Below are 26,532 nucleotides of genomic sequence, written 5' to 3' on the forward strand. Positions count from 1 at the left end.
GTGGGGCGGGGGGCGCTCCCCACCACCCTGGTGTGGTTCCGCGGGCTGCTGTTAAACCGCCCCGCCGGGGGGGGGGGGGCCCCCCGCCGCCGGGGGGGGGGGGGGGGGGGGGCGGGCCGCCCGGGCCCCCCCCCCCGCCCCCTCCCGTTCCTCTCGGCGTTCAGCCGCGGTCCGCGAGGAACAGGCCGCGGCCCGACTGGATCCCCTCCACATAGGCGACCTTCAACCCGGCCCGGGTGAACGCCTCCTCGTACGCGGCCCGGGTGAACAGCGTCAGCGTGTGAGCCTCCGCGAAGTGCCGCACACCGCTGTCGGGATCGGCCACCACGTAGTGCACGACCATGTGCGAGGTGTGCCCCCGGCGCTCCGTGTGGGAGACGCGGGTCAGCGTCCGCCGGCCCACGGTCACGGTGTCCCCGCTCACATGGCGGTCGAGGGCCGTCTCCAGGAACCACCAGGGGTCCACCGCCACGACACCGTCCGGTGTCAGATGCTCGGCGAACGACTTCAGGGTCGCGGTGAGTTCGGCGGTGTCCTTCAGATAGGCGATCGAGCCGAACATGCAGGTGATCGCGTCGTAGGAGCGTCCCAGGGAGAGGTCGCGCATGTCGCCGCCGTGCAGGACGGCGGCGGGTACCGCGGTGCGGGCCATCGACAGCATCGCGTCGGACAGTTCGAGCCCCTCGACCTTGTCGAAGAGCTGGGCGAAGTGCCGCAGATGCGCGCCGGTGCCGCAGGCGACGTCCAGGAGCGAGGCCGCCGCGGGGTTGCGGGCCCGTACGAGCCCCGCGACGGTGGCGGCCTCCACCCGGTAGTCCTTGCCGCGCGACTCGTGCAGCAGCTCGTAGATCTCGGCCATCCCGGGTCCGTACATGGCGACTCCCCTCCTCAGCTGGAACTGCTGGAACTACCGGCACCGGTGGCAGCGGCCTCGCCGCTGAATCCGCCGGCGTGCTCCGCCGCCCAGCTCGCGAACGTGCGTGCCTGACGGCCGGTGACCCGGCGCACCGCATCGGTCACCGGGCCGGGAGTGACGGCCGACTCGGCGAGGTAGTCGAGCAGCATCTCGACGACCGGCGGCGGCATGACGGCGCTCATCGCCGCCCGCCCGGCCTCCCGGCTCAGCTCCTCGAAGCGGATGTCCCGGCCGGTCGCCGCCGCGATCGCGGCCACCTGCTCGACCTGGGTCAGCGCCTGAGGCCCCGTCACCAGGTACTGGGCGCCCGCGTGGCCGTCCTCCAGCAGCGCGGTCGCCACGACCGCCGCGATGTCCGCCTCGTGGACGATCGCGCGGGCGGCCTTGCCGTAGGGGGCGCGCACGACGTTCTCCGTACGGATCGAGTCGCCCCACTTCCAGAGGGTGTTGCCGGCGAACTCGTCGGGGCGTACGAAGGTCCAGTCCGCCCCGCTGTCCTCGACGGCCCGTTCCACCGCGCGGTGGTGCTGGTGGCTGGGGTTGGACTCGTCGTCGAGCACCGAGCTGGACGACAGGACGACGATGTGCCGGACCCCCGCCTTGCGGGCGAGCGCCGCGACCTCGTGGGCGGTCTCCGGCACCGGGAAGAGGTACATCCGGTCGACGCCCTCCAGGGCGGCGGGCAGGGTCTGCGGCTGCTCCAGATCGCCCCGGACGACCTCGACGCCGGCCGGCAGCGCGGCGGTCGCGGGCGTCCGGGTGAGCGCCCGCACGTGGTGCCCGGAAGCCGCCAGGCTCTGGGCGACATGGCGTCCCACCTTGCCCGTGGCACCGGTCAACAGGATGTTCAAGGCCCCTCCTCGGCGTACGAAACGGTGCTCTCCCCGGCGTGAGGCGCTGCGGGAGAGGCGGTTCCAGGGGCCCAGGCTGTCGTGCGGGGCTAGAGGACTCCGTGAGCGCCGATGGACTTCGGCGCACCCCGGCGGGGTGCCGGGCGGCGTCCGGCGCCGCTCCAGCGGGACTTGAGCGGTCCTGCAGCCGTTCTCAGGCGGGTCAGGGGCAGTCTGGCGTGACATCGTCCGCGAGACTGTGAGGAATCGCCATGTCAATGGCCGAGCGCAAGGCCCTGTGTCTGGAAATGGTCGCCGCCTGGAACCGGTGGGACCTGAGCGGGATCATCAAGCACTGGTCGCCGGACATCGTGCACTACTCCGAGGACAACGAGGTGAGTTCCGCCGACATGATCAAACTCATGGAGGGCGGGCTGCAGGCGTTCCCCGATCTCCAGCTCGAAGTGAAGAGCATCATGGCGGAGGAGGACCGGGTCACCCTGCGCATCACCGTGACCGCGACCCACTCGCACGAGTTCATGGGCGTGCCGCCGACCGGCGAGCGCGTCAGCTGGCACCTGGTGGAGGAACTGCGCTTCGAGGACGCCAAGGTCGTCGAACACTGGGACGTCATCAACATGCGCCCGCTCCTGATCAAACTGGGCAAACTGCCGGACGTCCCGAAGGTGGAACTGGAAACCAGCGCCTGACCTGGCCGGACGGTCAGCCGCGGGTTCGCGGGACGGGTGGACCGTCGGCCGGTCGGTCGGTCCGTCGATCGGGCGGCTGGTCGACCGGACGTCTGGCCTCTGGCCTCTGACCGACTGACCGACCGACCGACCGACCTACCGACCGGCCGGCCGTCGACCAGTCGGCCGCGGGTCGGCGGTGCGTCGGCCTGTCGGCCGGTGGCTGCCGACCGCGGACCAGCCGGCCGTCGCTTCACCGGCCGCCGATCCGCCGGTCCGCCGGTCCACCGGCCGGACGTTCGGCCGACGCCGTTGGTCTACGGGCCCGCGGGGTCCGTAGACCGGCCTCCGATCAACCGGCTGACCGTGATCCGGTCGTGGGTCCGGCGGCCTGTCTGTCGGCGGCCCGACGCTCAGCCGACGCCCGCGGGCCGCAGGTCGTGACCGAGCAGGCCGGCAGACGGGCCGCCGACCGACAGGACGCCGGTAGACAGGCCACCTGCCAACTGCCGCGGGTCAGGCGTCTGTCGGACCCGCAGACAGCCGGACAGCCCGACCGCAGGTCCTCCGGTCCTCCGGTCCGGCGGTCGGGCGCACCGGTCGCCGCCGACCACCGTCGACCGCCACCGGGCCCGCCGGGCCGCGGCCCCCTGCCGCGCCCCGCGGCTCACTAGGCTGACGTCCAGGCAGGCGGCGTACAGAGAACGCCGCACCAGACGGAACGGGGTGACGATGTCGGCGACGCGGTTGCTGGTCCTCGGGGTGGTACGCGGGTTCGGCAGGACGCATGGTTACCGGGTGCGGGCCGAGTTGCTGTCCTGGGGGATCGACGACTGGGCCAACGTCAAACCCGGTTCCATCTACCACGCGCTGCGGCAGCTCGCGAAGATCGGCCTGCTGGAGGCCAGCGAGATCGTCCACTGGCCGGGGCGGGTGGACTACAGCGTGACCCCCGAGGGCGACGAGGAGTTCTTCCGGCTGCTGGTCGACGCCCTGGAACGGCCCGAGCACCGCGCCGACATGCTCAGCGCCGGCCTCGCCCTGATGCCCGCCCTCTCCCGCGACCGCGCCGTGGCGGCCCTCTCCACCCGCCTGGCCGTCCTGGAGGCGCAACGGGCCGTGCTGCGCAAGGAATCCGCCCCGATCCACGCCGAGGGCCTGCCGGCGCATCTGGGCGAGCTGTGGACCATGCGTACGCGCTACGCCGACCTGGGCGTCGAGTGGACCCGGGACCTGCTGGAAAGGGTCAGGTCCGGCGAGTACGAGATGGCCGGCGAGCACGGCCCCACCTTCGGGACGCCGGGATCGTGGCGCGCCCTCATCGGCCCCGGGACGACGGGCCGTTGACGAACCACCGTCTCCGCATGACCTACTAATCAAACTTGCATAGCGGGTCACTCGTGCTCTAGCTTGGAGGCAGTAATCAAATTTGATTACTGCTCTGCGTGTCGTTCGCTTCCTGCCATGGCGCACAGCCTCTCGTGGCGCATCAGGACCAAGGAGTCACAGATTGAGTTCGCAATCCACACTTGCCATCGAGACGTCGGGACTCGTCAAGACCTTCGGTGAGACCCGGGCCGTCGACGGTGTCGACCTGGCCATCCCGCAAGGTGTCGTCTACGGAGTGCTGGGCCCCAACGGCGCGGGCAAGACGACGACGATCCGGATGCTGTCCACCCTGCTGACCCCCGACGGCGGCACCGCCCGGGTCCTCGGGCACGACGTGGTCAAGGAGGCCGGGGCGGTACGCAGCCGGGTCAGCCTCACCGGCCAGTTCGCCTCCATCGACGAGGACCTCACCGCCACCGAGAACCTCACCCTGCTCGCCCGCCTCCTGGGCTTCTCCCGGTCCCAGGCCGCCGCGCGGGCCGAGGAACTGCTCGCGGCCTTCGACCTCACGGAAGCCGCCGGACGCCAGTCCAAGACCTTCTCCGGAGGCATGCGGCGCCGCCTCGACATCGCCGCCAGTCTCGTCATCACCCCCGACCTGCTCTTCCTGGACGAGCCGACCACCGGACTCGACCCGCGCAGCCGCAACCAGGTGTGGGACAGCGTGCGGGCCATGGTGGCGCTCGGCACCACGATCCTGCTGACCACGCAGTACCTGGACGAGGCCGACCAGCTCGCCGACCGGATCGCCGTCATCGACCACGGCCGGGTCATCGCCGAGGGCACCACCGGCGAGCTCAAGTCGTCCGTCGGCACCGGAGCCCTGCACGTACGGCTCGTCAACGCCGAGACCCGCCCCGAGGCCGCCCAGTTGCTCACCCGGGCCCTCGCCTCGCCGGTCTTCCAGGAGTCCGACCCGTTCGCGCTCTCGGTACGGACCGACGACAACGCGCGGGTCGCGGGCGCCCTCGCCGAACTCGCCCGCTCCGAGATCGCCGTCTCGGACTTCGCGTTCGGCAGGCCCAGCCTCGACGAGGTCTTCCTCGCCCTGACCGGGCGCCCCGCGGAAGACGGCACCAGCGACCAGGAGGCAGCGGCATGACCCTCACATCCGAGACGACGGCCACCCCGGGCGTACCCAACGACGCCCTGCGCAAGGCCCTCACCAGTCAGATCCGCCCCTCCCGCCCCAACCCGCTGACCGCTGTACGGGTCTCTGCGTGGCGCACGATGCGGAAGATGAAGCACTACGGCGTGGCCGTGCTGTTCGACGTCACGCTGATGCCGATCATCTTCCTGCTGACCTTCACCTACCTCTTCGGCGGCGCGTTCGCCGGCTCGACCAAGGAGTACCTCCAGTACTTCCTGCCGGGCGTCCTCGTGCAGACCGTCATCATGCCGACCGTCTACACCGGAACCGCGCTCAACATGGACATCACCCGGGGGATCTACGACCGCTTCCGGACCCTGCCGTTCTGGCAGCCCGCCACGATCGTGGGCAGCCTCCTCGGCGACATCGTCCGCTACGTGCTGGCGCTGACCACCACGATGGGTGTCGGGCTCGCGCTGGGCTTCCGGCCCGACGGGGGAGTGGGCGGGGTGCTGGCCGCCATGCTGCTCCTGCTGGTCTTCGCGGTGAGCGTCAGCTGGATCTTCGCGGCGCTGGGTGTGGTCGCCAAGGCGCCCGAGACGGTGTCGGGGTCCAGCATGCTGGTGATGTTCCCGCTGGTCTTCACGAGCAACATCTTCGTGGAGCCGGAGACGATGCCGGGGTGGATGGAGGCGATCGTCAACGCGAATCCGGTCAGTAACGCGGCTACGGCTGTTCGTGGGCTCGTCCACGGGGACGCCAGCGGGGCCGATATCGGGTGGGTGTTGCTGGCCAGCGGGGTCATTACGTTGATCTTCGCGCCGCTGACGATGCACCTGTATCGGGCCAAGAGCCGGACGTAGCTCCGCTTCGGGGTGGGGTGGGGGCGTGTGCGGGTGCGTTGTGGCTGGTCGCGCAGTTCCCCGCGCCCCTTGGGGGCTGCGCCCCCTCATGACGAAGGACTGCGCCGTTCCCCGTGCCCCTGGAAGTGGCCGGGGTCCTGAACGAGTCACGGCAGCCGGGCTGGTTGTCTCCCCCGTCGGCTGGGTCGTGCTGCCGTGACTCCCCCCTTCAATACGGAAGCGGGGGGGGGGGGGGGGGCCGGCCCGCCCCCCCCCCCCCCCCCCCCCCCCCCCCGCTTCCGTTCTGCTACTCGCCGGTCGGGGTCGCCGCCGAGGCCGCCGTGTCCGCCGCCTGGGCCTTCAGGGCGCGTTCCACGCCCGAGCGGGACTCCGAGATCAGCCGGCGCAGTGCCGCGTTCGGCTCGGCCGAGGCCAGCCACTCGTCCGTCTTCGCCAGGGTGTCCGCGGAGACCTGCACCGTCGGGTAGAGGCCGACCGCGATCTGCTGGGCCATCTCGTGCGAACGCGAGTCCCAGACGCCCTTGACCGCCTCGAAGTACTTGTCCGTGTACGGGGCGAGCAGTTCGCGCTGGCCGAACTGCACGAAGCCGCCGATCACGGCCTCCTGCAGGGCGTTCGGCAGCTTGTCGGACTCCACGACCGACGCCCAGGCCTCCGCCTTGGCCTCGTCGGTCGGGCGGGCGGCGCGGGCGGACGCCGCGTGACGCTCACCCGCGGCCGTCTTGTCCCGCCCGTACTCGCTGGTGATCTCGGCGTCGTCGAAGCGGCCCACCGCCGCGAGCCGCTGCACGAACGACCAGCGCAGCTCGGTGTCGACGGCCAGGCCCTCGACGGCCTCGCGGCCGTCCAGCAGACCCTCCAGGAGGTCCAGCTGCTCCGGCGTACGGGCCGTCGACGCGAACGCGCGCGCCCAGGCCAGCTGGTGGTCGCCGCCGGCCGCGGAGGACCGCAGGTGGGCCAGCGTGGCGTCCGTCCAGCGGGTCAGCAGCGCCTCGCGGGCGTTCGGGTCGGCGTACAGCTCGACCGCCGTCAGCACCTGGCGGTGCAGCGATTGCACGACGCCGATGTCCGACTCCTTGCCGATGCCGGACAGCACCAGCGAGAGGTAGTCGCGGGTCGCCAGCTCGGCGTCACGGGTCATGTCCCACGCCGAGGCCCAGCACAGGGCGCGGGGCAGGGACGCCTCGAAGTCACCGAGGTGCTCGGTGACGAACGCGAGGGACTGCTCGTCGAGGCGGACCTTCGCGTACGACAGGTCGTCGTCGTTGAGGAGGATCACGGCCGCGCGCGGCTTGCCCACCAGCTGGGGCACCTCGGTCAGTTCGCCGTCCACGTCCAGCTCGATGCGCTCGCCGCGCACCAGCTTGCCGCTGCCGCCCTCCGCATCGTCCAGGTCGTACAGGCCGACCGCGATGCGGTGCGGGCGCAGCGTCGGCTCGCCCTTCGCACCCGCGGGCAACGCCGGAGCCTCCTGGCGGATCGCGAACGAGGTGATGACACCGTTCGCGTCCGTCTCGATCTCCGGGCGCAGGATGTTGATACCGGCCGTCTGCAGCCACTTCTGCGACCACGTGCCCAGATCGCGCCCGCTGGTCTCCTCCAGCGCGCCGAGCAGGTCGGACAGCTGCGTGTTCCCGTACGCGTGCGCCTTGAAGTACGCCTGCACGCCACGGAAGAACTCGTCCTCGCCGACGTACGCCACGAGCTGCTTCAGGACGCTGGCGCCCTTGGCGTACGTGATGCCGTCGAAGTTGACGAGCACGTCGTCGAGGTCGTTGATCTGCGCCATGATCGGGTGCGTGGAGGGCAACTGGTCCTGCCGGTACGCCCACGTCTTCATGGAGTTCGCGAACGTGGTCCAGGAGTGCGGCCAGCGGGAGTTCGGCGCGTACGCCTGGCAGGCGATCGAGGTGTAGGTGGCGAAGGACTCATTGAGCCACAGGTCGTTCCACCACTCCATCGTCACGAGGTCGCCGAACCACATGTGGGCCAGCTCGTGCAGGATCGTCTCGGCCCGCACCTCGTACGCCGCGTCCGTCACCTTCGACCGGAACACGTACTGGTCGCGGATGGTCACCGCGCCCGCGTTCTCCATCGCGCCCGCGTTGAACTCCGGCACGAAGAGCTGGTCGTACTTCTTGAACGGGTACGCGTAGTCGAACTTCTCCTGGAACCACTCGAAGCCCTGCCGCGTGACCTCGAAGATCGCGTCCGAGTCGAGGAACTCCGCGAGCGACGGCCGGCAGTAGATGCCCAGCGGCACACTCTGCCCGTCCTTCTCGTACACGCTGTGCACCGAGTGGTACGGACCCAGGATCAGCGCCGTGATGTACGTCGAGATCCGCGGCGTCGGCTCGAACTCCCAGACGTCGTCCTTCGGTTCCGGCGTCGGCGAGTTGGAGATGACGGTCCAGCCGGAGGGCGCCTTCACGGTGAACTGGAAGGTGGCCTTCAGATCCGGCTGCTCGAAGCTCGCGAAGACACGGCGGGCGTCCGGCACCTCGAACTGGGTGTAGAGGTAGGCCTGCTGGTCGACCGGGTCGACGAACCGGTGCAGCCCCTCACCCGTGTTCGTGTACGCGCAGTCGGCCACGACCCGCAGGACGTTGCGGCCCTCCAGGATGCCCGCCAGCGCGATCCGCGAGTCCTTGAAGACCTCGGCCGGATCGAGGGAGTCACCGTTGAGGACGACCTCCTGGACGGCCGGGGCCACCAGATCGATGAAGGACCCGACGCCGGTCTCGGCCGAGTCGAAGCGCACCGTGGTCACGGACCGGTAGGTGCCGCCCTCCACCGCGCCGGAGAGATCCAGATCGATCTCGTACGAGTCAACGGTGAGCAGCTTCGCCCGCTGCTGCGCCTCTTCGCGGGTCAGGTTTGTGCCAGGCACGCGGTCATCTCCTCGTGATGGGTCAGTTGCGTCATCCTTCCACGGCGGCTGCGGGAGTGCGATGTCCGTTTCCCGCCGGTGTGCGTGGGGGATGCGGGGCCACCCTGGAGGCATGACCAGCCATCACGTACGGCCCATCGCACCCCATGCGTTGAAGGAACTCCGCGCGACGGACGACGCGGGCCTTCCGTGCGTCCCCTTCACCGACCCGGAGGGCGGGGCCCCGCTCCGCTGCTGCCTGCGGCGCAGTGAACCGGGGGAGCGCATCGCCCTCGTCTCGTACGCGCCGCTGCGGCGCTGGGCCGCGGAGACCGGTGCGCGGCCCGGGGCGTACGACGAGCAGGGGCCCGTCTTCGTCCATGCCGAGGAGTGCGCGGGGCCGGACCTCGGCGGGTATCCCTTCGCCGGGCCGGGCGTTCTGCGCACCCTGCGGCGGTACTCCGCCGAGGGGCGCATCCTCGGGGGGCGCTTCCTGGAGATCCCTGACCGGCCCGACGCGGTGCTGGACGCGGCGCTCGCGGAGGCCTTCGCGGACTCCGAGGTGGCCCTGGTGCACGTCAGGGCCGTCGAGTACGGCTGCTACCTCTACGAGATCCGCCACCCCTGAAGAGCGAAGCCGCGCCCCGGCTCGTAGTTTGTCCGCGGCAGGGTGGGGGCCGCCCGCGCAGTTCCCCGCGCCCCCGAAAACCGGGGCTGCGCCCCCGGCTCGTCATTTGTCTGCGGGCCGGTGGGGGCCGTTCGCGCAGTTCCCCGCGCCCCTAAAAGCGGGGCTGCGCCCCAGCTTTTGCCCTTTAGGGGCGCGGGGAACGGCGCAATCTTTTGTCTTCAGGGGGCGCAGCCCCCAAGGGGCGCGGGGAACTGCGCGGCCAGCCCTCACCGGGCCCGCACCCGAATCGCGCCTCGGACCCCCGCCCTCACGGCCCCACGCCAGTGGTCAGCTGAGTTCCGCTGCCACCAGCTCCGCGATCTGGATCGCGTTCAGCGCAGCGCCCTTGCGGAGGTTGTCGTTCGAGACGAACAGCGCAATCCCGTGCTCCACCGTCTCGTCCGCACGGATGCGGCCGACGAACGACGGATCCTGCCCGGCAGCCTGCAGCGGCGTCGGAATCTCCGAGAGGGCGACACCGGGCGCACCGGCCAGCAGCTCCGTGGCCCGCTCCACACTCAACGGCCGCGCGAACCGCGCGTTGACCTGCAGCGAGTGCCCCGAGAACACCGGCACACGGACACACGTCCCGGACACCTTGAGCTCCGGGATCTCCAGGATCTTGCGGGACTCGTGCCGGAGCTTCTGCTCCTCGTCGGTCTCGTTCAGGCCGTCGTCCACGATGGACCCGGCCAGCGGCAGGACGTTGAAGGCGATGGGCCGCTGGTAGACCTGCGGCTCGGGGAAGTCGACCGCCGAACCGTCGTGGGTCAGCTTGTCCGCGTCGGCGACAACCTTCTGCGCCTGGCCGTGCAGCTCGGCGACACCGGCGAGCCCGGACCCGGAGACGGCCTGGTAGGTGGCGACGACGAGCGCTTCGAGCCCCGCCTCCGCGTGCAGCGGCTTCAGGACGGGCATCGCGGCCATGGTCGTGCAGTTCGGGTTGGCGATGATCCCCTTGGGCCGGTCCGCCACGGCGTGCGGGTTGACCTCGGAGACGACCAGCGGAACCTCGGGGTCCTTGCGCCACGCCGAGGAGTTGTCGATCACGACGGGACCCTGTGCGGCGACCTTTTCGGCAAGGGCCCTGGACGTGGCGCCGCCCGCGGAGAACAGCACGATGTCGAGGCCGGAGTAGTCGGCCGTGGAGGCGTCCTCCACGGTCACGGACTTGTCCTTGTAGGCGATCGTCGAACCGGCCGAACGGGCCGAGGCGAACAGACGCAGCGTCTCCACCGGGAACTCGCGCTCGGCGAGGATCCTCAGCATGACGGTGCCGACCTGACCGGTGGCTCCGACGATTCCTACCTTCACAGCGACTCCTTCTGCCTGCTCATCTGCCTGCTCATTTTTTTTGGCCGGGACATGGCCGAGTTTCCATCATGTGTCTCACCCGGGCCCATGTGTCCAATCCTTTGCCCGCGTACTGAGACGGTGTGACATACGCCTCCGTCGCCCGAAGCGGGCCGCCCGAAGATCGGTCGTATCCGGCCGAACGTTTCGTACGCCTGTGGCGTCCTAGAGGAAACGCGGTGAGGGGAGGGGTGCTGTGCTGCGCAGAAGAACCCGCCGCGTCCAGGGGGCCGAGGAGTCGGCCCGGGGAGTGTTCGACGACCCCCTGGACGCGGCACAGGAGCGTCGGGTGCGTGCGGTGCTCGCGCTCGGCGGGGTGCCGCAGACGGACCTGCCGGACGGGGTGCAGCAGGTCCGTCTGCGGCTGCTCGAGCGGGCGGCGAGTGGTGCGGAGGCGCCGCGTGACGTGTCGGCGTGGGCGGCGGTCGTCGCCTCGAACCTGGCCGTGGACTGGCACCGGGCCAGGCGCCGGCAGGAGCGGATCGGCGAACGGCTGGCCTCGCTGCGGCCCGCCGAGCACACCGGGGGCGACTCGGGCGAGGAGACGAAGGTGCTGTCGCTCGCGGTGGCCCAGGGCCTGGACGAGCTGCCCGACGCCCAGCGGCAGATCCTCGTGCTGCGCTTCTACGCCGACCTGCCCGTCCGGGGGATCGCCGAGGAGCTCGGCATCCCGGAGGGCACGGTCAAGAGCAGGCTGCATTCGGCGGTCCGCGCGCTGCGCACCCGCCTGCACGAGGACGAGGTGGTGTGACATGCCCGAGTACGGAGGAGCCGAGTACGAAGAAGCCGCGTACGAGGGGATCGACGCGCTGCTCGCCGCACTCACGGACGAACCCCTGCCCGCGGGAGCGCGGGACGACCCGGAGTTCATGGCGGAGCACCGGTCGGCGGTCGCGGACGTGGCCCTGCTGAGGGAACAACTGCGGATCATGGGCGACACCCTGGCCGACGGGACACCGGACGCGGGGACACCGGACGCGGAGGCGATGGACGCGGGGGCGGCGGACCCCGGGCGGCCGGGTGACGGCCGGAGGGCGGGGCAGTCCCGGGCGTCCGCCCCGCTCAGGCCGCCGGGAGCGCCGAAGAAGGGGACGGGGCCCCGGCAGCCGCGCCGCGCCCGGCGCTGGGCGGGAGCGGCCATGGGCGCCCTCGTGATCGCGGCGGGCACGGCGCTGCTGGGCGGACTGGTGTGGCTCGGCGTGCAGGGAGGGGGCGCGGGAGGCGCCGACAACGACGCGAGTTCCAAGAGCGACTCGTCGGCCGCGAAGGGCGAGGACGGCGGGGGCGACTCGTCGCTGTTCTCGCCGGAGATGCGCCTCGCGTGCGCGAAGGTCCTCGTCGAGGGGACCGTACGGAGCATCACGCCCGCGGCCGACGGGAACGTACGCGTCGAACTGGAGGTGAAGCGCTACTACCGGCCCGAGCGGTCGGTGGCGGACCACCCGACGATCACCGTCACGCTCCCGGAGAGTGCCCGGAAGGACCTGAAGGCGGGCACGTACACGCTGGTGCGGTTGCCGGTGTACCCGCAGGACCGGCTGGACTGGGAGACCGGCTGGGGGGTCGGTGACGCCCGCAAGGAGATCGTCGGGGCCCTGCCGGGAGCGCGCGGCATGGAGTGCGCGGGCCCGGAGAGCGGCCGGGGCGGCGAGGGCTGAGCGCGGCGGCGGGGGAACGGGAAGGGCGGGCGCCCGGTGGAACCGGACGCCCGCCCTCCGTGTCAGTGCCTGCCGGAGGCTACGGCGTGACCTTCTCGATCAGGACGCTGCCCGTTCCGGCCGCGGTGCCCCGCGCGTTCACGAGCTGCACCCGCCCGAAGAACGTACGGCCGGCCGGCGGCGCCGCGTTCGCGACGACCTGCGCGGTGACCGACGTCGATGCGCCGGTGGCGAGCTTCACGGGTGTCGCGGCGACCTCCACCTGTCCGAGCGAGGGCGCGAAGTACACGTCCAGGTAGTCGTACGCGGTGGTGCCCGCCGGGACCGAGTAGCCGTCGACCAGCACGGTGTACGTACCGGCCGCGGGCGACGGGACGGAGACGGCCTCCTCGGAGTCGCCGTCCGCGGACGAGCCGACCAGGGTGCCCTGCGCGTCGTAGACGGACAGGTCGAGGTCGGCGGCGGCGTCGGAGACGTTGCCGATGCTCACGTCGAGCGACTGGGCGCCCGCGGGCACGTCCACCGTGACGGTGTCCGTGGCGCCCTGGGCGATGGTCGGGCGGGTGCTCTTGGAGGAGCCGAGCGGACCGCCCTTGAGTGAACCGTCGACCGCGGCGAGCTTGTTCGTCACCTTCCACGAGGCCGGGGTCGGCGTACCGACCTTGGCGTCCGGGACGGTCACGACGGCCGGGTCGAACTCGGCGCCCAGCACCTCGACGTTCAGCTTGTACGGGTTGTCGAGCAGCGGCGACGTACGGCGCGACTCGACCTCGATCTCCCAGACGCCCGGCTGCGGGTCGCTGTAGTACCGCAGGTCGGGGCGGCAGCCGTTGCCGTCGAGGTAGTTGTTGTAGCAGAACGGCGTCGACGTGTTGTCGATCGGGACGCCGTACGGGTGGATGGCGATGAACCGGGTCTGGCTCCCGGTCTTCAGCCCGCCGATCGCGACCTCGAGGTTCTTGGCGCCCTCGGGGACGGTCACGAAGTACGACGTGGTGGAGTTGCGCTGGACCTTGCCGGACGCCGCGTAGGCGTACTTCTGCGAGGCGGACAGCGGGGCGGCGACCACGACGGTGGTGAGGATCTGCTTGTCGACGCCCTCGGTGCGCGGGTCGTCGACCTCCAGGATCGCGCTGCTCAGCCCGGAGTTCTCCGGCCTGGCCTCGATCTTCACCGTCACCGGCTTGTTCAGCGGCAGCGAGATCTCGTCCTTGCCGATGATCCGGAACGTGTGGTCCCGGTTGTTCTCCAGGTTCAGCTCGTGCCGGACGGCACGGTCCGCACCGGTCGTACGGGTCACGGTGACGTCGTACGTCTTCTTCTGGCCGGCCTTGAGACCGCCCTCGCGGTCGTAGAGGCCGGTGCCGAAGCCCGGGGTCTTCAGCGCGAAGTCGATGGCGGTGTCGACCGGGGCCTTGACGCTGTACTCGTGGGCGGTGGCGCCGTCACGGATCGAGTCCCAGGCGTCCGGGATGTTGATGAGGCCCGCGCCCTCCGCGTACGCCTGCGTGCCGCTGATGTGGTCGGCGGTCGAGGTCAGCGCGGTCCGCAGCTTCGCGGGCGTCAGGTCGATGCGCTTCTGCTTCGCGGCGCTGAGCAGCAGCGCGGACGCGCCCGCGGCCTGCGGGGACGCCATCGAGGTGCCCTGCAGCATCGAGTAGCCGGGCGGCAGGGAGTAGCCCGCCTCGGCGACCGGGCCGCCGGGGAACCAGGTCTGCGTGGTGTTGATGGAGGCGCCGGGCGCGGTCAGCGTCGGCGTGAAGCCGCCGTCCTCACGCGGGCCGCGCGAGGAGAAGGGCAGCATCGCGTACTTCTTCTCGACGGCCGAGCCGTAGTTGGACGCCCAGGTCTGCTTGGAGATGGACGCGCCGACCGAGATGACCTTGTCGGCCAGGCCGGGGTCGCCGATCGTGTTGGCACCGGGTCCGGAGTTGCCGGCCGAGATGACCAGCTGGACGCCGTAGGTGTCGATGAGACGCGTGTAGAGCTCGGCGCGCGCGTTGTTGCCGTCGTTGAGCGCGGGCAGGCCGCCGATCGACATGTTCACGATGTCGACGCCGCGGTTGGCGACGAGGTCGATCATGCCCTCGGTGAGCGCGACGTTCGTGCAGCCGCCGCTCCAGGTGCAGGCGCGCGAGGAGACGAGCTTGGCGCCGGGCGCCGCGCCGTTCATCCTGCCGCCGAACAGCTTGTTGGCGGCGGTGATGCCGGCGACGTGCGTGCCGTGCTCGGACTCGATGATGCCGATGTTGACGAAGTCGGACTTCTTGCCGACCCAGTCACCGCCCAGCGGGTCCATCGGGACGTCCTTGCGGATCTCCACGACGAACGGCACGCGCTCGGCGATCTCGGTGGCCGGGTCGTCGGTACCGAAGTAGCCGATCTGGTAGCCGTCCTTGTACGGCTTCATCGGCGCGTCGTCCGTGAAGTCGTTGTTGTCGTTCAGGTCGACGCGGACCGTTCCCGCGGCGGCGTCGTAGAGCACGCCCCAGCTGTCGGTCGTGTCGCCGTCGCGGTTCAGGTCGCCGTTCGCGTCGCCGCCGACGGAGGCGGACTCACGGAAGCGGCTGACCGCGTAGGTGCCGGCCGGGGCCTTCCAGCTCTCGCCGTCGTAGGTGAAGACCGGGCCTGAGCGGGCGTTGATCATCGCGCGCCAGGTCGCGTCGCCGTCGACCAGCGGGTCGGTCGCCGTCACCCAGTCGACGATCTTGCGCTCGCCGGTCGTCGTCCTCTGCAGCGCGGGGTGCGCCACGTCGACACCGGAGTCGAGGATGCCGATGGTGATACCGCGGCCGTCCGCCTTCGGGTTCTTCTTCACGAAGTCGACGGCACCCGTCTCGAAGGACGGGTTGTACGGGTTCACGGCGGGGGTGTTCTTGCCCGGCGCGGGGTAAGCGGCGGCCGTGGCGCCCTTCTTGGCACCCTTGGCCGTGTCCGCGGACGGGGTCGGGTCGTCCAGCACGATCTCCTGGCGCAGGTCGATGCCGTGCACGGAGGAGAGCTTGGAGGCCGCCGCGATGGCCGACTCGGCCTTGGCGGTCGGGACGGTCGCGCGGACGTAGCCGAGCTTGTCGTAGGTGCGGCCGACCGAGCCGCCCTTCACCGCGTCGAGCTGCCCTGCGACCTGTTCGGTCTGCCCCGGCGCGGTGGCGATCATCATCGTGACGTTCTTGTCGCCGGACGCCTGCGCCTGCGCGAGGAGGTCGGCGTCGGCCGAACCGAGCTTGCCTTTCGCGGACTTGACCGGCGTGTCGGCGGGGGTGGTACCCGGGCCGTCTGCGGAGAAGGCCATGGGTATCGGCCCGACCGAGGAGAGAGCGGCCACGAGGCCTGCGGCGACGGCTATGCGTGCTGCACGTCTCGCCCCGCTGATCGGAGCGCGCTGAGAGTGGAGGGTCATCAGCATCCTTGTGAGTAAAGGAAAAGTCCGTTCACGATCGGATCGACGTCGGACCGATCGCGTCAGTCCGGAATGTGAACCCGGATGACCGCTCAGCTTTACGTAAGAAACGGAAGTTTGGGGAGAGCTGACCGTGACGTGAACTGTTCATGGCGTAATTCCGCCATACGTCATGGAGCCGATCTCCGGCCAAACCGGGACGTGCGGATGCCCCTGTCGTAACGTCTGCCCATGCGCAAGGAGTTGAGGGTGGCGGCCTACGCCGTGTGCGTGCGTGACGGGCGGATGCTCCTCGCACGCTGGGTGGCACGCGACGGCAGCAGGCGCTGGACCCTGCCCGGCGGCGGCATGGACCACGGCGAGGACCCGTACGACACCGTGATCCGCGAGGCCGAGGAGGAGACCGGCTACACCGTCGAGCCGCTCACCCTGCTCGGCGTCGACTCGATCCTGCGCACCTATCCGCGCCGCGTCGGCGCCGCCGACTTCCAGGGCCTGCGGATCGTCTACGAGGCCCGGGTGACCGGCGGCGAACTGCGCCACGAGGCCGACGGCTCGACCGACATGGCGGCCTGGCATCCCCTCGACGAGGTGCCCGCGCTGGAACGCGTGGGGCTGGTCGACGTGGGACTCGCCCTGTGGCGGGAGCGCCCCGGACCCGGCCGGGTGACAGGCATCCCGGAACATCCCGCCGACACCTGAGACCGACCGACGAACCGACCGGCGAACCGGCCGCGAAACGGGCGGTGGAACCCACCCCTACCCCGCCAGATGAACGTGGAGTGACCGGCTCCCCTCCGTTCGAGGAGGGCTCGGTGGACGCGGAGGGTAGTCCAAGATCGACGTACGGTGATCGGCGCTGCCCGTTGCCGTCCAGTTAACGCGCAGGTCACCCCCGGTGCCAACCATCAAGTACGAGCGGGAAGTTCGCGTCAGTGGACCGACCGCGACCACTGCTGACGCGCCGCACCAGGGGAGACCGCGCCATGTCGCGCATACGCTCTGTCGCCACCGCCGCTCGTGACCGCCGCGCCTTCCTGGCCGCCACCGGGGCGGTGTCCCTCTCCGCGGGCATCGGCTTCGCGCTGCGCCCGGGAACGAGCGAGGCCGCCACCCACACCGCCGCCCCCCAGGGCCGGCCGATCGCCGTCTCCCGCAGGGCGCCGGCCGCACCCCTGGCCCCCTACACCCGGGGCACCACCCTCTCGACCATCGCCACCGCACGCCCGGGCTCCGGGTACCGGCGGCTCGGCGACGGACCCGCCTGGTCCCGTGTCGTCCGCGGCGACCTGGCCGCCGCCCAGTCCGGCCGGGCCGGGCGGCGCACCGCCCTCGCCGCGTTCGTGCAGTTCACCGATCTGCACCTGGTCGACGTACAGCACCCGCTGCGGTACGAGTATCTGCGCGCCCAGACCGCCAGCGCCTGGCGCCCGCAGGAGTCCCTGTCGGTGGCCGGCGCGGTCTCGCTCGTCGAGCGGGTCAACGCACTGCGCGGCGCCCCCGTCACCGGCTCGCCCCTGCACTTCGTGATGACCACCGGCGACAACACCGACAACAACGCCAAGACGGAACTGGACTGGTTCCTGAAGGTCATGAGCGGTGGCCGCATCACCCCCAACTCCGGTGACCCGGCCCGCTACGAGGGTGTCCAGAACAGCGACCTCAAGCTGTACTGGCAGCCCGACGCGGCCCTGCGCGACGCCGACAAGCAGCTCGGCTTCCCGCGCATCGAGGGCTTCCTCGCCGCCGCGATCCGCGAGGTGCGCAGCCCCGGCCTCAACCTGCCCTGGTACTCCACGGTCGGCAACCACGACTCGCTGCCCGGCGGCTGCTACGCGCCCGGCGACTCCTTCTTCGCCGAGTTCGCGGTCGGCGGCAGGAAGCTGATGACGCTCGACGAGTCGGAGGGCGTCGCCATCTGGAAGAACGTCAAGAAGGGCGGCGACCCCAAGGGCGCCGGCTTCAAGGCGATGCTCAAGTCCCAGGCGCGCAGGATGCGCTCGGTCACCCCGGACGAGGCCCGCGCCCCCTTCACGCCGACCGAGTACCTCCAGGCCCACCTCGACCCGGCGCACGCCGGCACGGGCCCCGTCGGACACGGCTACTCGCAGGCCAACCTCGCCGCGAAGACCCAGTACTACACGTTCCGGATCGCGGACGACGTGCTCGGCATCAGCCTCGACACCACCGACCCGGGCGGCCACTACGAGGGCTCGATCGGCACGACCCAGCTGCGCTGGCTGGAGCGCACGCTGAAGGCGGCGGAGAAGAACAAGGAACACGTCATCGTCTTCAGCCACCACACGAGCACATCGATGCGTAACCTCCGCGAGGACCCGGCGCACCCGGGGGAGCGGCGGCACGGCGGCGACGAGGTGCTCTCCGTGCTCGGCGCCCACCGCCCGGTGCTGGCCTGGGTGAACGGCCACAGCCACAAGAACGCCGTCACCCCGCACTCCGGCCCCGACGGCCGCTCGTTCTGGGAGGTCTCCACCGCCTCCCACGTCGACTTCCCGCAGCTCGCCCGGGTGATCGAGATCGCCGACAACCACGACGGCACGATCTCCCTGTTCACCACGCTGATCGAGTCCGCGGCCCCCCACGAAACGGACTTCACGGACCTCTCCCAGACCGGCCTGGCAGCCCTGTACCGAGAGCTCAGCTTCAACGCCCCGGGCGCCCGGACGGACCTGAGCGGGACCCCGGCGGACCGCAACACGGAACTGATCCTGAAGAAGGGCTGAGGCCCCTTCGCCGCCAGGGGGCGCAGCCCCCGAGGGGCGCGGGGAACGACGCAGTCTCTTCGCCCTTGAGGGGCGCGGGGAACCGCGCGACCAGCCACAACGCACCCGCACCCGGCACACAGCCCCCCGACCCCCACACAATGCGGCTGAATCCCACTCAACCACCCCACCCGTAGGCAACCCACCCGACACCGAACAGGTCCCTCCCGTCGGCACCCCGACGAAAGGACCCTCACATGTCACCCCGCACCGCCCGTGCAACCCGCCTGGCCCTCACCGCCACAGCAACACTCGCAGCCGCCGCGCTGGCGACCCCCGCGGCCCTGGCGGACGCCCCGCCCCGGGCGAGAGACCACACCGCGACCCAGCGGGCGATGGACGCGGCGGTCAAGGACGGAGTCCCCGGAGTCGCAGCCCAGGCCGCCGAGAACCACACCACCTGGAAGGCCACCGCGGGCGTGGGCGACCTCAAAACGAAGAAGCCCCGCTCGGCGGCGGACCACTACCGCGTAGGCAGCATCACGAAGACCTTCGCCTCGACGGTCGTACTCCAGCTGGAAGCAGAACGCGTGCTCTCGCTGGACGACACCGTCGACAAGTGGCTGCCCGGCGTCGTCCACGGCAACGGCCACGACGGCCGCCGCATCACCCTCCGCCAACTCCTCAACCACACGAGCGGCATCTACGACTACACGACCGACGACACCTTCGCCCGCACCTACTTCCTGAAGGACGGCTTCTTCGAGCACCGCTTCGACAGGCTGCCGCCCCGCGACCTCGTGCGGATCGCGACGTCCCACGCGCCGGACTTCGCGCCGGGCACCTCGTGGAACTACTCCAACACCAACTACGTCCTGGCCGGCATGGTGATCGAGAAGGCCACGGGCCACACGTACGGCGACGAGATCCGGCAGCGGATCATCCAGCCGCTCGGCCTGAGCGCCACCCTCGTCCCGGGCACGTACCCGAAGGTGCCGAAGCCCAGCAGCCGGGCGTACGGAAAGCTCGCCGAGACGGCCACCGGCCCGACCTACGACGTCACGGAACTCAATCCGAGCCTCGCCTCCGCGGCGGGCGAGATGATCTCCGACCCGGGTGACCTCAACCGCTTCTACTCGGCGCTGCTGCGCGGCCGGCTCCTGCCGAAGAAGCAGCTCGCCGAGATGAAGACCACTGTCAGGGTCGGGGAGATCCCGAACGCCGGTTACGGCCTCGGCCTCATCGAGCGCGAGCTGAGCTGCGGTGTCGTCGTCTGGGGCCACGGCGGAGGCATCCACGGCTCCACCTCGGAGGCGGTGACGACGGCGGACGGCCGCCACTCGCTCGCCTTCAACTTCAACGGCGACTGGTCGGGAGACACGGACGCGGTGATCGAGGCGGAGTACTGCCCGAAGCCGAAGTAGCAGGCAGGACAGGAGGAGGGGCCACCGGCCACCCGGCAGCCCCTCCGATCCCTGCCCCTCTCTCCCCCTACCGGGGCAGCACCACCACATAGGCCGCCGGATCGCGATCCCCCGACGCCATCAGAGCCGTACGGACGACCGTCGCCTGCTGCTCCATCGAGTCCCGCAGCTTCTTCGGCGTGACGTGGACGACCGTGATGCCGAGACGCTCCAGGTGCTCACGCTTGCGGGCGTACTCGGACCACATGGCGTCGTCGTCGTGGCGCGGGGCCCGGGTGTCGAGTTCGAGGGCGACGGCGTGGTCGGGCCAGTACGCGTCGAGCCCGCCGAGGAGCGGGCCGCCGGGCAGCCGGAGGTCCACGTTCCAGACCGGGTCGGGCAGCCCGTGTTCCGTGACCAGGCGGTAGAGCCGGTCCTCGGCGATGGCCCGGCCCTCGGCGAGCAGGGAGTCGACGGCGTCCACCACATGCGGCCGGCTCAGCAACCGGGCCTGCGTCAACTCCCGCACGACCGCGGCGGGTTCGCAGTGCCCGCCGCGTACCGCCTCGGTGAGCAGCCGGCGTACGACTCCCGCGTCCGTGATGTCGGCGACCGCGTCGGCCAGCGCACGCGGCACGGGCGCCACGGGGATACCGCCGAGCTGTACGGGCTCCGGCATGCCCGGTGTACGGACGATACGGACGCAGCCCGTCGAACGCAGTCGGCGCAGCCGCGGGACGAGGACGTCGACGCGGTCCAGGGAGAGCAGCGCGGGAGCGGCGGCGAAGCGGTGCAGGGCGAGTGCGGCGAGACCGGTGATCATGGCGTCGGCGTACTCCTGCGGGGCGTGCGGTTCGGGGGCGCCGGGCTGGGCGGGGACGGCCGGTTCCGCGCCGGGGCAGCGGGCCGCGTACATGAGGACCGCGTGCAGCCGCTCCTCGCTGGTGGCGGGTCCCGGGCGGAGCAGGTGGACCCCGGGCAGGAGCTGCTGCCAGGAACCGCCCGGCCGGCACTGCGCGTTGATGTCGGCGGTGCTCACGCCCCGCGACCGCAGCTGCGCGGTGGTCATGACGCGCTGCTGGACGTCGGACAGGTGGCGGAGGGGCCGGGGGGAGAGCGGGGTGTTGTGGTTCATGACCTCGAATCTGCCGCGCCTGATCCGCCGCCTAACCGCTGTTACAAGCCCGTCGTCAAAACCGGACAACCCCGCCCTAAAGTCCACCCGCCGAACTGCCGAAACCCCCTGGTCCAGAAGGGGGTCACGGCACCGATTACCCAAATTCCGTAACTGTTATGGACGCCCGACAAGTCAACCCTCAGTGTGCTGTCCCCCGTTAGGGGAGCCTCTTCAGGGGCGCGGGGAACGGCGCGACCAGCCCCCACGCACCCGCACCCGACGACTCACCCCGCGGCAGCCCCATCACAAGCCTGCCCCCGCAACGCACGCCCCAGATCGTCCCGAGCCTCAAGCACCAACCGCCGAAGCGCAGGCGCAGCCTCCCCACGGGAGGCAAGCCACGCATCGGCAGCCGCCAAGGTCTCGGCAGAGTCCTGCAGCGAGGGGAACAACCCCCGCACCACATCCATCCCGATCTGGATCGACCGCTCCGCCCACACCCGCTCGATCGCGTCGAAGTACTTCGACGCGTAGGAAGCGGTCAGCTCCCGATGGGACGCCTGCGCGAACCCCCCGATCGTCGCCTCCACCAGCGCGTTGGACAGCGAGTCCGACTCCACCACGGCGGCCCACGCCTGCGCCTTGACCGCCGCGGACGGCCGGGCGGCCAGGCACCGCACCTGATGCCGCTTCCCGGACGCGGTGTCGTCGCGGGCCAGCTCCGCGGCGAGCACGGACTCGTCCGCGACCCCGTGCGCGGCGAGCGGTTCGAGGAACGCCCACCGCAGTTCCTGGTCCACCTCGAGCCCGTCGATCTTCGCCGTCCCGTCCAACAGCTCCCGCAGCAGCCGCAGATCGTCCTCGCCGGAGGCGACCGCCGCGAGGAACCGCGCCCACGTCAGCTGGTGCTGGCTGCCGGGCCCGGCGGCCCGCAGCTCCCGCAGCGCGCCCTCGGCGAGCAGCCGCCCGCCGGTGGCCCGCCATTCGGGCGCCACGTAGAAGGTGAGCGCGGAGTTCGCCCACGCGTGGAGCGTCTGGAGCACACCGATGTCCGACTCGCGGCCCGCGAAGCGCAGCACGAGGTCGACGAAGTCCCGCGCGGGCATGAGCGCGTCACGGGTCAGGTTCCACAGCGCCGACCAGCACAGGGCACGGGCGAGCGGGTCGGTGAGGTCACCGAGATGGGCCCGCAGCGTGTCCAGCGACCCCTCGTCGAAGCGGATCTTGCAGTACGTGAGGTCGTCGTCGTTGACGAGGACCAGCTCGGGGGCGTCGGCCCCGGCCAGCTCACCGACGACCGTGCGCGGCCCGTCGACGTCGACCTCGGCGCGCGCGTACCGCACGAGCGAACCGCCGCCCGAGCCGTCGCCCGACCCGTCCGCGCCCTCCCGCCGGTACAGGCCCACCGCGACCCGGTGCGGCCGCAGTTCGGGATGCGACTCGGCGGCCTCCTGGAGGACGGTCAGCTCACCGACCCGGCCGTCCGCGTCAAGGAGCACCTGCGGGGTGAGGGAGTTGACGCCTGCGGTCTGCAGCCAGGACCGTGACCAGGCCGCCATGTCCCGCCCGCTCGTCTCCTCCAGGACCGACAGCAGGTCACCGAGGCGCGTGTTCCCGTACGCGTGCCGCTTGAAGTAGCGGCGGGCGCCCTCCAGGAACGCGTCCCGTCCGGCGTAGGCGACCAGCTGCTTGAGGACGGACGCCCCCTTGGCGTACGTGATCCCGTCGAAGTTGAGCTTGGCGTCCTCCAGGTCGCGGATGTCGGCCGTGACCGGGTGGGTGGAGGGCAGCTGGTCGGCGCGGTACGCCCACGCCTTGCGGTTGTTGGCGAAGGTGACCCAGCCGTTGGTGAAGCGGGTCGCCTCGACCATCGAGAACGTGCCCATGAAGTCGGCGAAGGACTCCTTGAGCCACAGGTCGTCCCACCACACCATGGTCACCAGGTCGCCGAACCACATGTGGGCCATCTCGTGCAGGATCACGTTCGCCCGGCGCTCGTACGACGCCTGCGTCACGTTGCCGCGGAAGATGAACTCCTCGCGGAAGGTCACACAGCCCGGGTTCTCCATCGCGCCGAGGTTGTACTCGGGCACGAACGCCTGGTCGTACTTCCCGAACGGGTACGGGTAGTCGAAGTGGTCGTGGAAGAAGTCGAGGCCCTGCTTGGTGATCAGGAAGACGTCATCGGCGTCGAAATGCCTGGCCAGGCCCTTGCGGCAGAGCGCGCCGAGCGGGATCTCCAGCCGCGTGCCGTCGTCGAGGACCCGCTCGTACGAGTCGGTCACATAGTGATACGGACCGGCGACGAAGGCCGTGATGTACGTCGAGATGGGCTTGGTGCCGGCGAACTTCCACACGCCGTCGGCCAGTTCACCGACGCCGTTGCTCCACACCACCCAGTCCTCGGGGGCCCGCACCTCGAAGCGGAAGGGCGCCTTGAGGTCGGGCTGCTCGAAGTTGGCGAAGACGCGGCGCGAGTCGGCCGGCTCGTACTGCGTGTAGAGATAGACCTCGCCGTCCTCGGGGTCGACGAAGCGGTGCATGCCCTCGCCCGTGCGGCTGTACGCGCACTGGGCGTCGACCACCAGTTCGTTGTCCTCGGCCAGGTCCTCCAGGAGGATGCGCGAGCCGTCGAAGACCGCGCCCGGGTCGAGGTCCCTGCCGTTCAGCGAGACGGCCGTGACGCCCGGCGCGATCAGATCCGCGAAGCTCGTGGCGCCCGGCTCCGCGCTGCGGAACCGGATGGTCGTCACCGACCGGAACGTACGCGGCTCGGTGTCGGTCCCGCCCACCGCGGAGCGCAGGTCCAGGGACACCTCGTACTCCTCGACGGACAGCAGTGCTGCCCGCTCGCGGGCCTCGTCGCGGGACAGATTCTCACCGGGCACGGGCGGCACTCCCTCGTGGCGTCATGGGTACGTGATGGATGCGCGTGAACAGGACCGATCCTCCCATGTGCACCTGACACCGGGCACCCGGGAATGGCACGAGCGACCGATCGCGTTGAACATGAGCCTGGTGTCACAGAGTGCCGGGCGCCGGTGTCCCCCCAACGAGGAGAAGCATGTCTGAGCAGACTTCCGCCAAGACTCCGGTCGACTTCTGGTTCGACCCGCTGTGCCCGTGGGCGTGGATGACCTCGCGCTGGGTCCTGGAGGTGGAGAAGGTCCGGGACATCGAGGTCCGCTGGCACATCATGAGCCTGGCGGTCCTGAACGAGCCGAGGCTCGACGAGCTGAACGACCACTACCGCGAGATGATGACCACCACCGCGTGGGAGGGCGTCCGCGTGGTGACCGCGGCCTGGCAGAAGCACGGCGCCGACATCCTCGGCCCGCTCTACACCGCGCTCGGCAACCGCATCCACAACGGCGGCCAGGGCCCGACGCGGGAGGCGATCGCCGGTGCGCTCGACGAGGTCGGCCTCCCCGCCGACCTGATCGACTACGCGGACCAGAAGGACTTCGAGTTCGACGCCGAGTTGCGCGCCTCCCACAAGGAGGGCATCGACAAGGTCGGCCAGGACGTCGGCACGCCCGTCATCGCGGTCCCCGGCGCCGACGGCGAGCAGATCGCCTTCTTCGGCCCGGTCGTCACCCCGGCCCCCAAGGGCGAGGACGCCGCGAAGCTGTGGGACGGCACGCTGCTCGTCGCCTCGGTGCAGGGTTTCTACGAGCTGAAGCGCACGCGCACGCAGGGCCCGGACTTCAGCAACCTGTGAGGTAGCAGGTGCTCACTCCGGGTTCGGCATTTTCTGCGGAGGGTCGAAGGGCTTGTCGTCGTATGCGTACCGGATGTTGCGGCAGTCGCGGTCGCTGGTGACGCAGATCCAATAGTCGTCCACGTACGCGTTGTCCTTCTTCTTGCCGGCAAGCTTCCGGATCACTTTCCGTTCCCGGTCGTCCTTGGGCTGACGGTGTGGCTCATCGGTTCCACAGGTGTAGCAGGGGAATGTCGTCGGCATCCCGTAACCATCACCCGGAGCCCCGCATACCGGAAGGCCCCCGCGAGTCACGTCCTCGCGGGGGCCTTCCTTTCATTCACCCGCCCGCGTGAAAGGTGAGAAGACGATCACGAGGTCGGGCTCTTGTTGCAAGTCTCTTGCAAATACGGTCTAGCGGCAAGAGGGGTGAGGGGTGTGTTCGTCAAACCCCGGCGCGTGCCGTCCGCACCCGCTGCCGGGCGTACCCGACCGCCGCCAGGAACAGCGTCATCCCGCCCGTCGCGTACAGCTGCACCCGCGTGTCCGGCTCCCGTGCCATCAGGACGAAGATCGCCAGCATGCCCGCCAGCGCCACCCACGTCAGCACCGGGAACGCCCACATCCGTACGGCGAGCCGGTCCGGTGCCTCCCGCTCCAGCTGCCGCCGCAACCGCAGCTGCGAGACCGCGATGAAGATCCAGACGACCAGGATCACCGCGCCGATCATGTTCAGCAGCCAGGGGAAGACGTCCTCGGGCCGCCAGTAGCTGAGCAGCACACAGCCGAAGCCGAACACCGAGGAGGCGAGCACGGCGATCCGCGGCACCCCGCCGGAGACCCGCCCGAGCGCCCGCGGCCCCTGCCCCCGCTCCACCAGCGAGTACGCGATGCGCGAGGCCCCGTACACATTGGCGTTCATCGCGCTCAGCAGGGCGACGAGGACGACGACGTTCATGAGCGGCCCGGCTCCCGGGATGCCCAGGTGGTCGAGGGTGGCGACGTACGGGCCCTTCTCGACGACGGCCTCGGAGTTCCAGGGGACGAGCGTCACGATGACGGCCATCGAACCGATGTAGAAGAGCGCGATGCGCCACATCGCCGTGCGTACGGCGCTCGCGACGCCCCGGACCGGGTCCTGCGACTCGGCCGCGGCGATCGTCACCGTCTCCAGGCCGCCGTACGCGAAGACCGAGGCGAGCAGGCCGATGACGAGGCCCTCGCCGCCGTTCGGCAGGAAGCCGCCCTCGCCGGTGAGGTGGGTCAGGCCGGGGGAGTCCGTGCCGGGCAGGATGCCAGTGATCGCCAGGACGCCGAGGACCAGGAACAGGGCGATCGCGCCCACCTTCAGCGCGGCGAACCAGAACTCGAACTCGCCGAAGTTCCTGACGGCGGCGAGGTTCGCGGCGCAGAAGACGACCATGAACAGGGCCACCCACGCCCACTCCGGCGTACCGGGCAGCCAGCCCGTCATGATCTTCGCGGCGGCGATGCCCTCCAGGCCGACGGCCGTGCACAGCAGCACCCAGAACGCCCAGCCCGCGGTGAACCCCGCCCACGGCCCGACGGCCCGCTCGGCGTGCGCGGAGAAGGAGCCCGACGACGGATACGCGGCCGACATCTCGCCCAGCATCCGCATCACCAGCATGACGAGGAGACCGGAGACGGCGTACGCGACGACGATCGACGGGCCCGCGGCGGCGATGCCCGCGCCGGAGCCGACGAACAGACCCGCGCCGATCACCCCGCCGAGGGCGATCATCGACAGATGGCGCTGCTTGAGGCCGTGCGTGAGGGAGGCGTCGGTGGGGGGTGCGACGTCCTGAGTGGTACGGGACATGAGTGGGGGTGGTCCCTTGCGTGCG

20 protein-coding genes are annotated in these 26,532 nt (G+C 70.7%); 11 read left to right on the forward strand and 9 right to left on the reverse strand.

Annotated elements, in window-relative coordinates; genetic code table 11:
• Nucleotides 1-160: 160 nt before the first annotated feature.
• Complete coding sequence (locus ACZ60E_RS43235) at nt 161-874, reverse strand: class I SAM-dependent DNA methyltransferase (protein ID WP_469447818.1); 714 nt, start codon at nt 872-874, stop codon at nt 161-163.
• A gap of 14 nt (nt 875-888) precedes the next feature.
• Complete coding sequence (locus tag ACZ60E_RS43240) at nt 889-1,767, reverse strand: NAD(P)H-binding protein (RefSeq protein ID WP_469447820.1); 879 nt, start codon at nt 1,765-1,767, stop codon at nt 889-891.
• 251 nt (nt 1,768-2,018) lie between these two features.
• On the opposite strand from ACZ60E_RS43240, the gene ACZ60E_RS43245 reads away from it, so the two are divergent.
• The 4 genes from ACZ60E_RS43245 to ACZ60E_RS43260 all read left to right on the forward strand — a co-directional run bounded on the left by ACZ60E_RS43245 (nt 2,019) and on the right by ACZ60E_RS43260 (nt 5,777).
• On the forward strand, nt 2,019-2,456 hold the full coding sequence (locus ACZ60E_RS43245; RefSeq protein ID WP_384802609.1) for an ester cyclase: 438 nt from the start codon (nt 2,019-2,021) through the stop codon (nt 2,454-2,456).
• Between the two features lie 711 nt (nt 2,457-3,167).
• Nucleotides 3,168-3,782, forward strand: coding sequence for a PadR family transcriptional regulator (locus ACZ60E_RS43250; protein WP_469447824.1), 615 nt, complete (start codon nt 3,168-3,170; stop codon nt 3,780-3,782).
• A 163-nt stretch (nt 3,783-3,945) separates the two neighbouring features.
• Nucleotides 3,946-4,926, forward strand: a complete 981-nt coding sequence (locus tag ACZ60E_RS43255) for an ATP-binding cassette domain-containing protein (RefSeq protein ID WP_384802615.1) — start codon at nt 3,946-3,948, stop codon at nt 4,924-4,926.
• Nucleotides 4,923-5,777 (forward strand): ABC transporter permease, encoded by an 855-nt coding sequence (locus ACZ60E_RS43260; RefSeq protein ID WP_384802618.1) that lies wholly within the window; start codon nt 4,923-4,925, stop codon nt 5,775-5,777. The genes ACZ60E_RS43255 and ACZ60E_RS43260 overlap by 4 nt, the downstream gene beginning before the upstream one ends.
• 286 nt (nt 5,778-6,063) lie before the next feature.
• Here the strand turns inward: ACZ60E_RS43260 and pepN (ACZ60E_RS43265) are convergent, their stop codons facing one another.
• Nucleotides 6,064-8,667, reverse strand: a complete 2,604-nt coding sequence (pepN, locus tag ACZ60E_RS43265) for an aminopeptidase N (RefSeq protein WP_469447826.1) — start codon at nt 8,665-8,667, stop codon at nt 6,064-6,066.
• Nucleotides 8,668-8,779: 112 nt separating this feature from the next.
• On the opposite strand from pepN (ACZ60E_RS43265), the gene ACZ60E_RS43270 reads away from it, so the two are divergent.
• Nucleotides 8,780-9,274, forward strand: a complete 495-nt coding sequence (locus ACZ60E_RS43270; protein ID WP_469447828.1) for a DUF1203 domain-containing protein — start codon at nt 8,780-8,782, stop codon at nt 9,272-9,274.
• 327 nt (nt 9,275-9,601) lie between these two features.
• Here the strand turns inward: ACZ60E_RS43270 and ACZ60E_RS43275 are convergent, their stop codons facing one another.
• Nucleotides 9,602-10,627 (reverse strand): aspartate-semialdehyde dehydrogenase, encoded by a 1,026-nt coding sequence (locus ACZ60E_RS43275; protein ID WP_384813851.1) that lies wholly within the window; start codon nt 10,625-10,627, stop codon nt 9,602-9,604.
• A gap of 235 nt (nt 10,628-10,862) precedes the next feature.
• Between ACZ60E_RS43275 and ACZ60E_RS43280 the strand changes: the two genes are divergently transcribed.
• Nucleotides 10,863-11,417, forward strand: coding sequence for an RNA polymerase sigma factor (locus ACZ60E_RS43280; protein WP_469447830.1), 555 nt, complete (start codon nt 10,863-10,865; stop codon nt 11,415-11,417).
• Nucleotide 11,418: 1 nt separating this feature from the next.
• Nucleotides 11,419-12,324, forward strand: coding sequence for a hypothetical protein (locus tag ACZ60E_RS43285; protein WP_469447831.1), 906 nt, complete (start codon nt 11,419-11,421; stop codon nt 12,322-12,324).
• Nucleotides 12,325-12,403: 79 nt separating this feature from the next.
• Here ACZ60E_RS43285 and ACZ60E_RS43290 read toward each other — a convergent pair whose 3' ends face one another.
• Nucleotides 12,404-15,724, reverse strand: coding sequence for a S8 family serine peptidase (locus ACZ60E_RS43290; RefSeq protein WP_469447833.1), 3,321 nt, complete (start codon nt 15,722-15,724; stop codon nt 12,404-12,406).
• Nucleotides 15,725-15,955: 231 nt separating this feature from the next.
• Here ACZ60E_RS43290 and ACZ60E_RS43295 point away from each other — a divergent pair, with 231 nt between their 5' ends.
• The 3 genes from ACZ60E_RS43295 (at nt 15,956) to ACZ60E_RS43305 (ending at nt 19,871) form a co-directional block, all read left to right on the forward strand.
• A complete protein-coding gene (locus tag ACZ60E_RS43295; RefSeq protein WP_384813843.1) occupies nt 15,956-16,426 on the forward strand; it encodes an NUDIX hydrolase in 471 nt (156 codons plus the stop codon).
• A gap of 284 nt (nt 16,427-16,710) precedes the next feature.
• Nucleotides 16,711-18,468 carry a TIGR03767 family metallophosphoesterase gene (locus ACZ60E_RS43300; RefSeq protein WP_469447835.1) on the forward strand — a complete coding sequence of 586 codons (1,758 nt, stop codon included), beginning with the start codon at nt 16,711-16,713 and terminating at the stop codon, nt 18,466-18,468.
• Nucleotides 18,469-18,704: 236 nt separating this feature from the next.
• A complete protein-coding gene (locus tag ACZ60E_RS43305; RefSeq protein WP_469447837.1) occupies nt 18,705-19,871 on the forward strand; it encodes a serine hydrolase domain-containing protein in 1,167 nt (388 codons plus the stop codon).
• A 67-nt stretch (nt 19,872-19,938) separates the two neighbouring features.
• Here the strand turns inward: ACZ60E_RS43305 and ACZ60E_RS43310 are convergent, their stop codons facing one another.
• Together ACZ60E_RS43310 and pepN (ACZ60E_RS43315) are read right to left on the reverse strand one after the other, a co-directional pair.
• On the reverse strand, nt 19,939-20,985 hold the full coding sequence (locus tag ACZ60E_RS43310; protein WP_469447839.1) for a hypothetical protein: 1,047 nt from the start codon (nt 20,983-20,985) through the stop codon (nt 19,939-19,941).
• A gap of 266 nt (nt 20,986-21,251) precedes the next feature.
• Entirely contained in the window at nt 21,252-23,855 is a 2,604-nt protein-coding gene (gene pepN / locus ACZ60E_RS43315) for an aminopeptidase N (protein ID WP_469447841.1), read from the reverse strand.
• A 176-nt stretch (nt 23,856-24,031) separates the two neighbouring features.
• Here pepN (ACZ60E_RS43315) and ACZ60E_RS43320 point away from each other — a divergent pair, with 176 nt between their 5' ends.
• Nucleotides 24,032-24,688 carry a mycothiol-dependent nitroreductase Rv2466c family protein gene (locus ACZ60E_RS43320; protein ID WP_384813830.1) on the forward strand — a complete coding sequence of 219 codons (657 nt, stop codon included), beginning with the start codon at nt 24,032-24,034 and terminating at the stop codon, nt 24,686-24,688.
• A 12-nt stretch (nt 24,689-24,700) separates the two neighbouring features.
• On the opposite strand, the gene ACZ60E_RS43325 is transcribed toward ACZ60E_RS43320, so the two are convergent.
• On the reverse strand, nt 24,701-24,853 hold the full coding sequence (locus ACZ60E_RS43325) for a hypothetical protein (RefSeq protein ID WP_469447844.1): 153 nt from the start codon (nt 24,851-24,853) through the stop codon (nt 24,701-24,703).
• Nucleotides 24,854-25,112: 259 nt separating this feature from the next.
• The gene (locus ACZ60E_RS43330) at nt 25,113-26,507 is read right to left on the reverse strand and encodes an amino acid permease (protein WP_469447846.1); all 1,395 of its coding nucleotides are present in this window, start codon (nt 26,505-26,507) and stop codon (nt 25,113-25,115) included.
• Nucleotides 26,508-26,532: the final 25 nt, after the last annotated feature.

Source organism: Streptomyces sp. NPDC102514 (assembly GCF_055584525.1).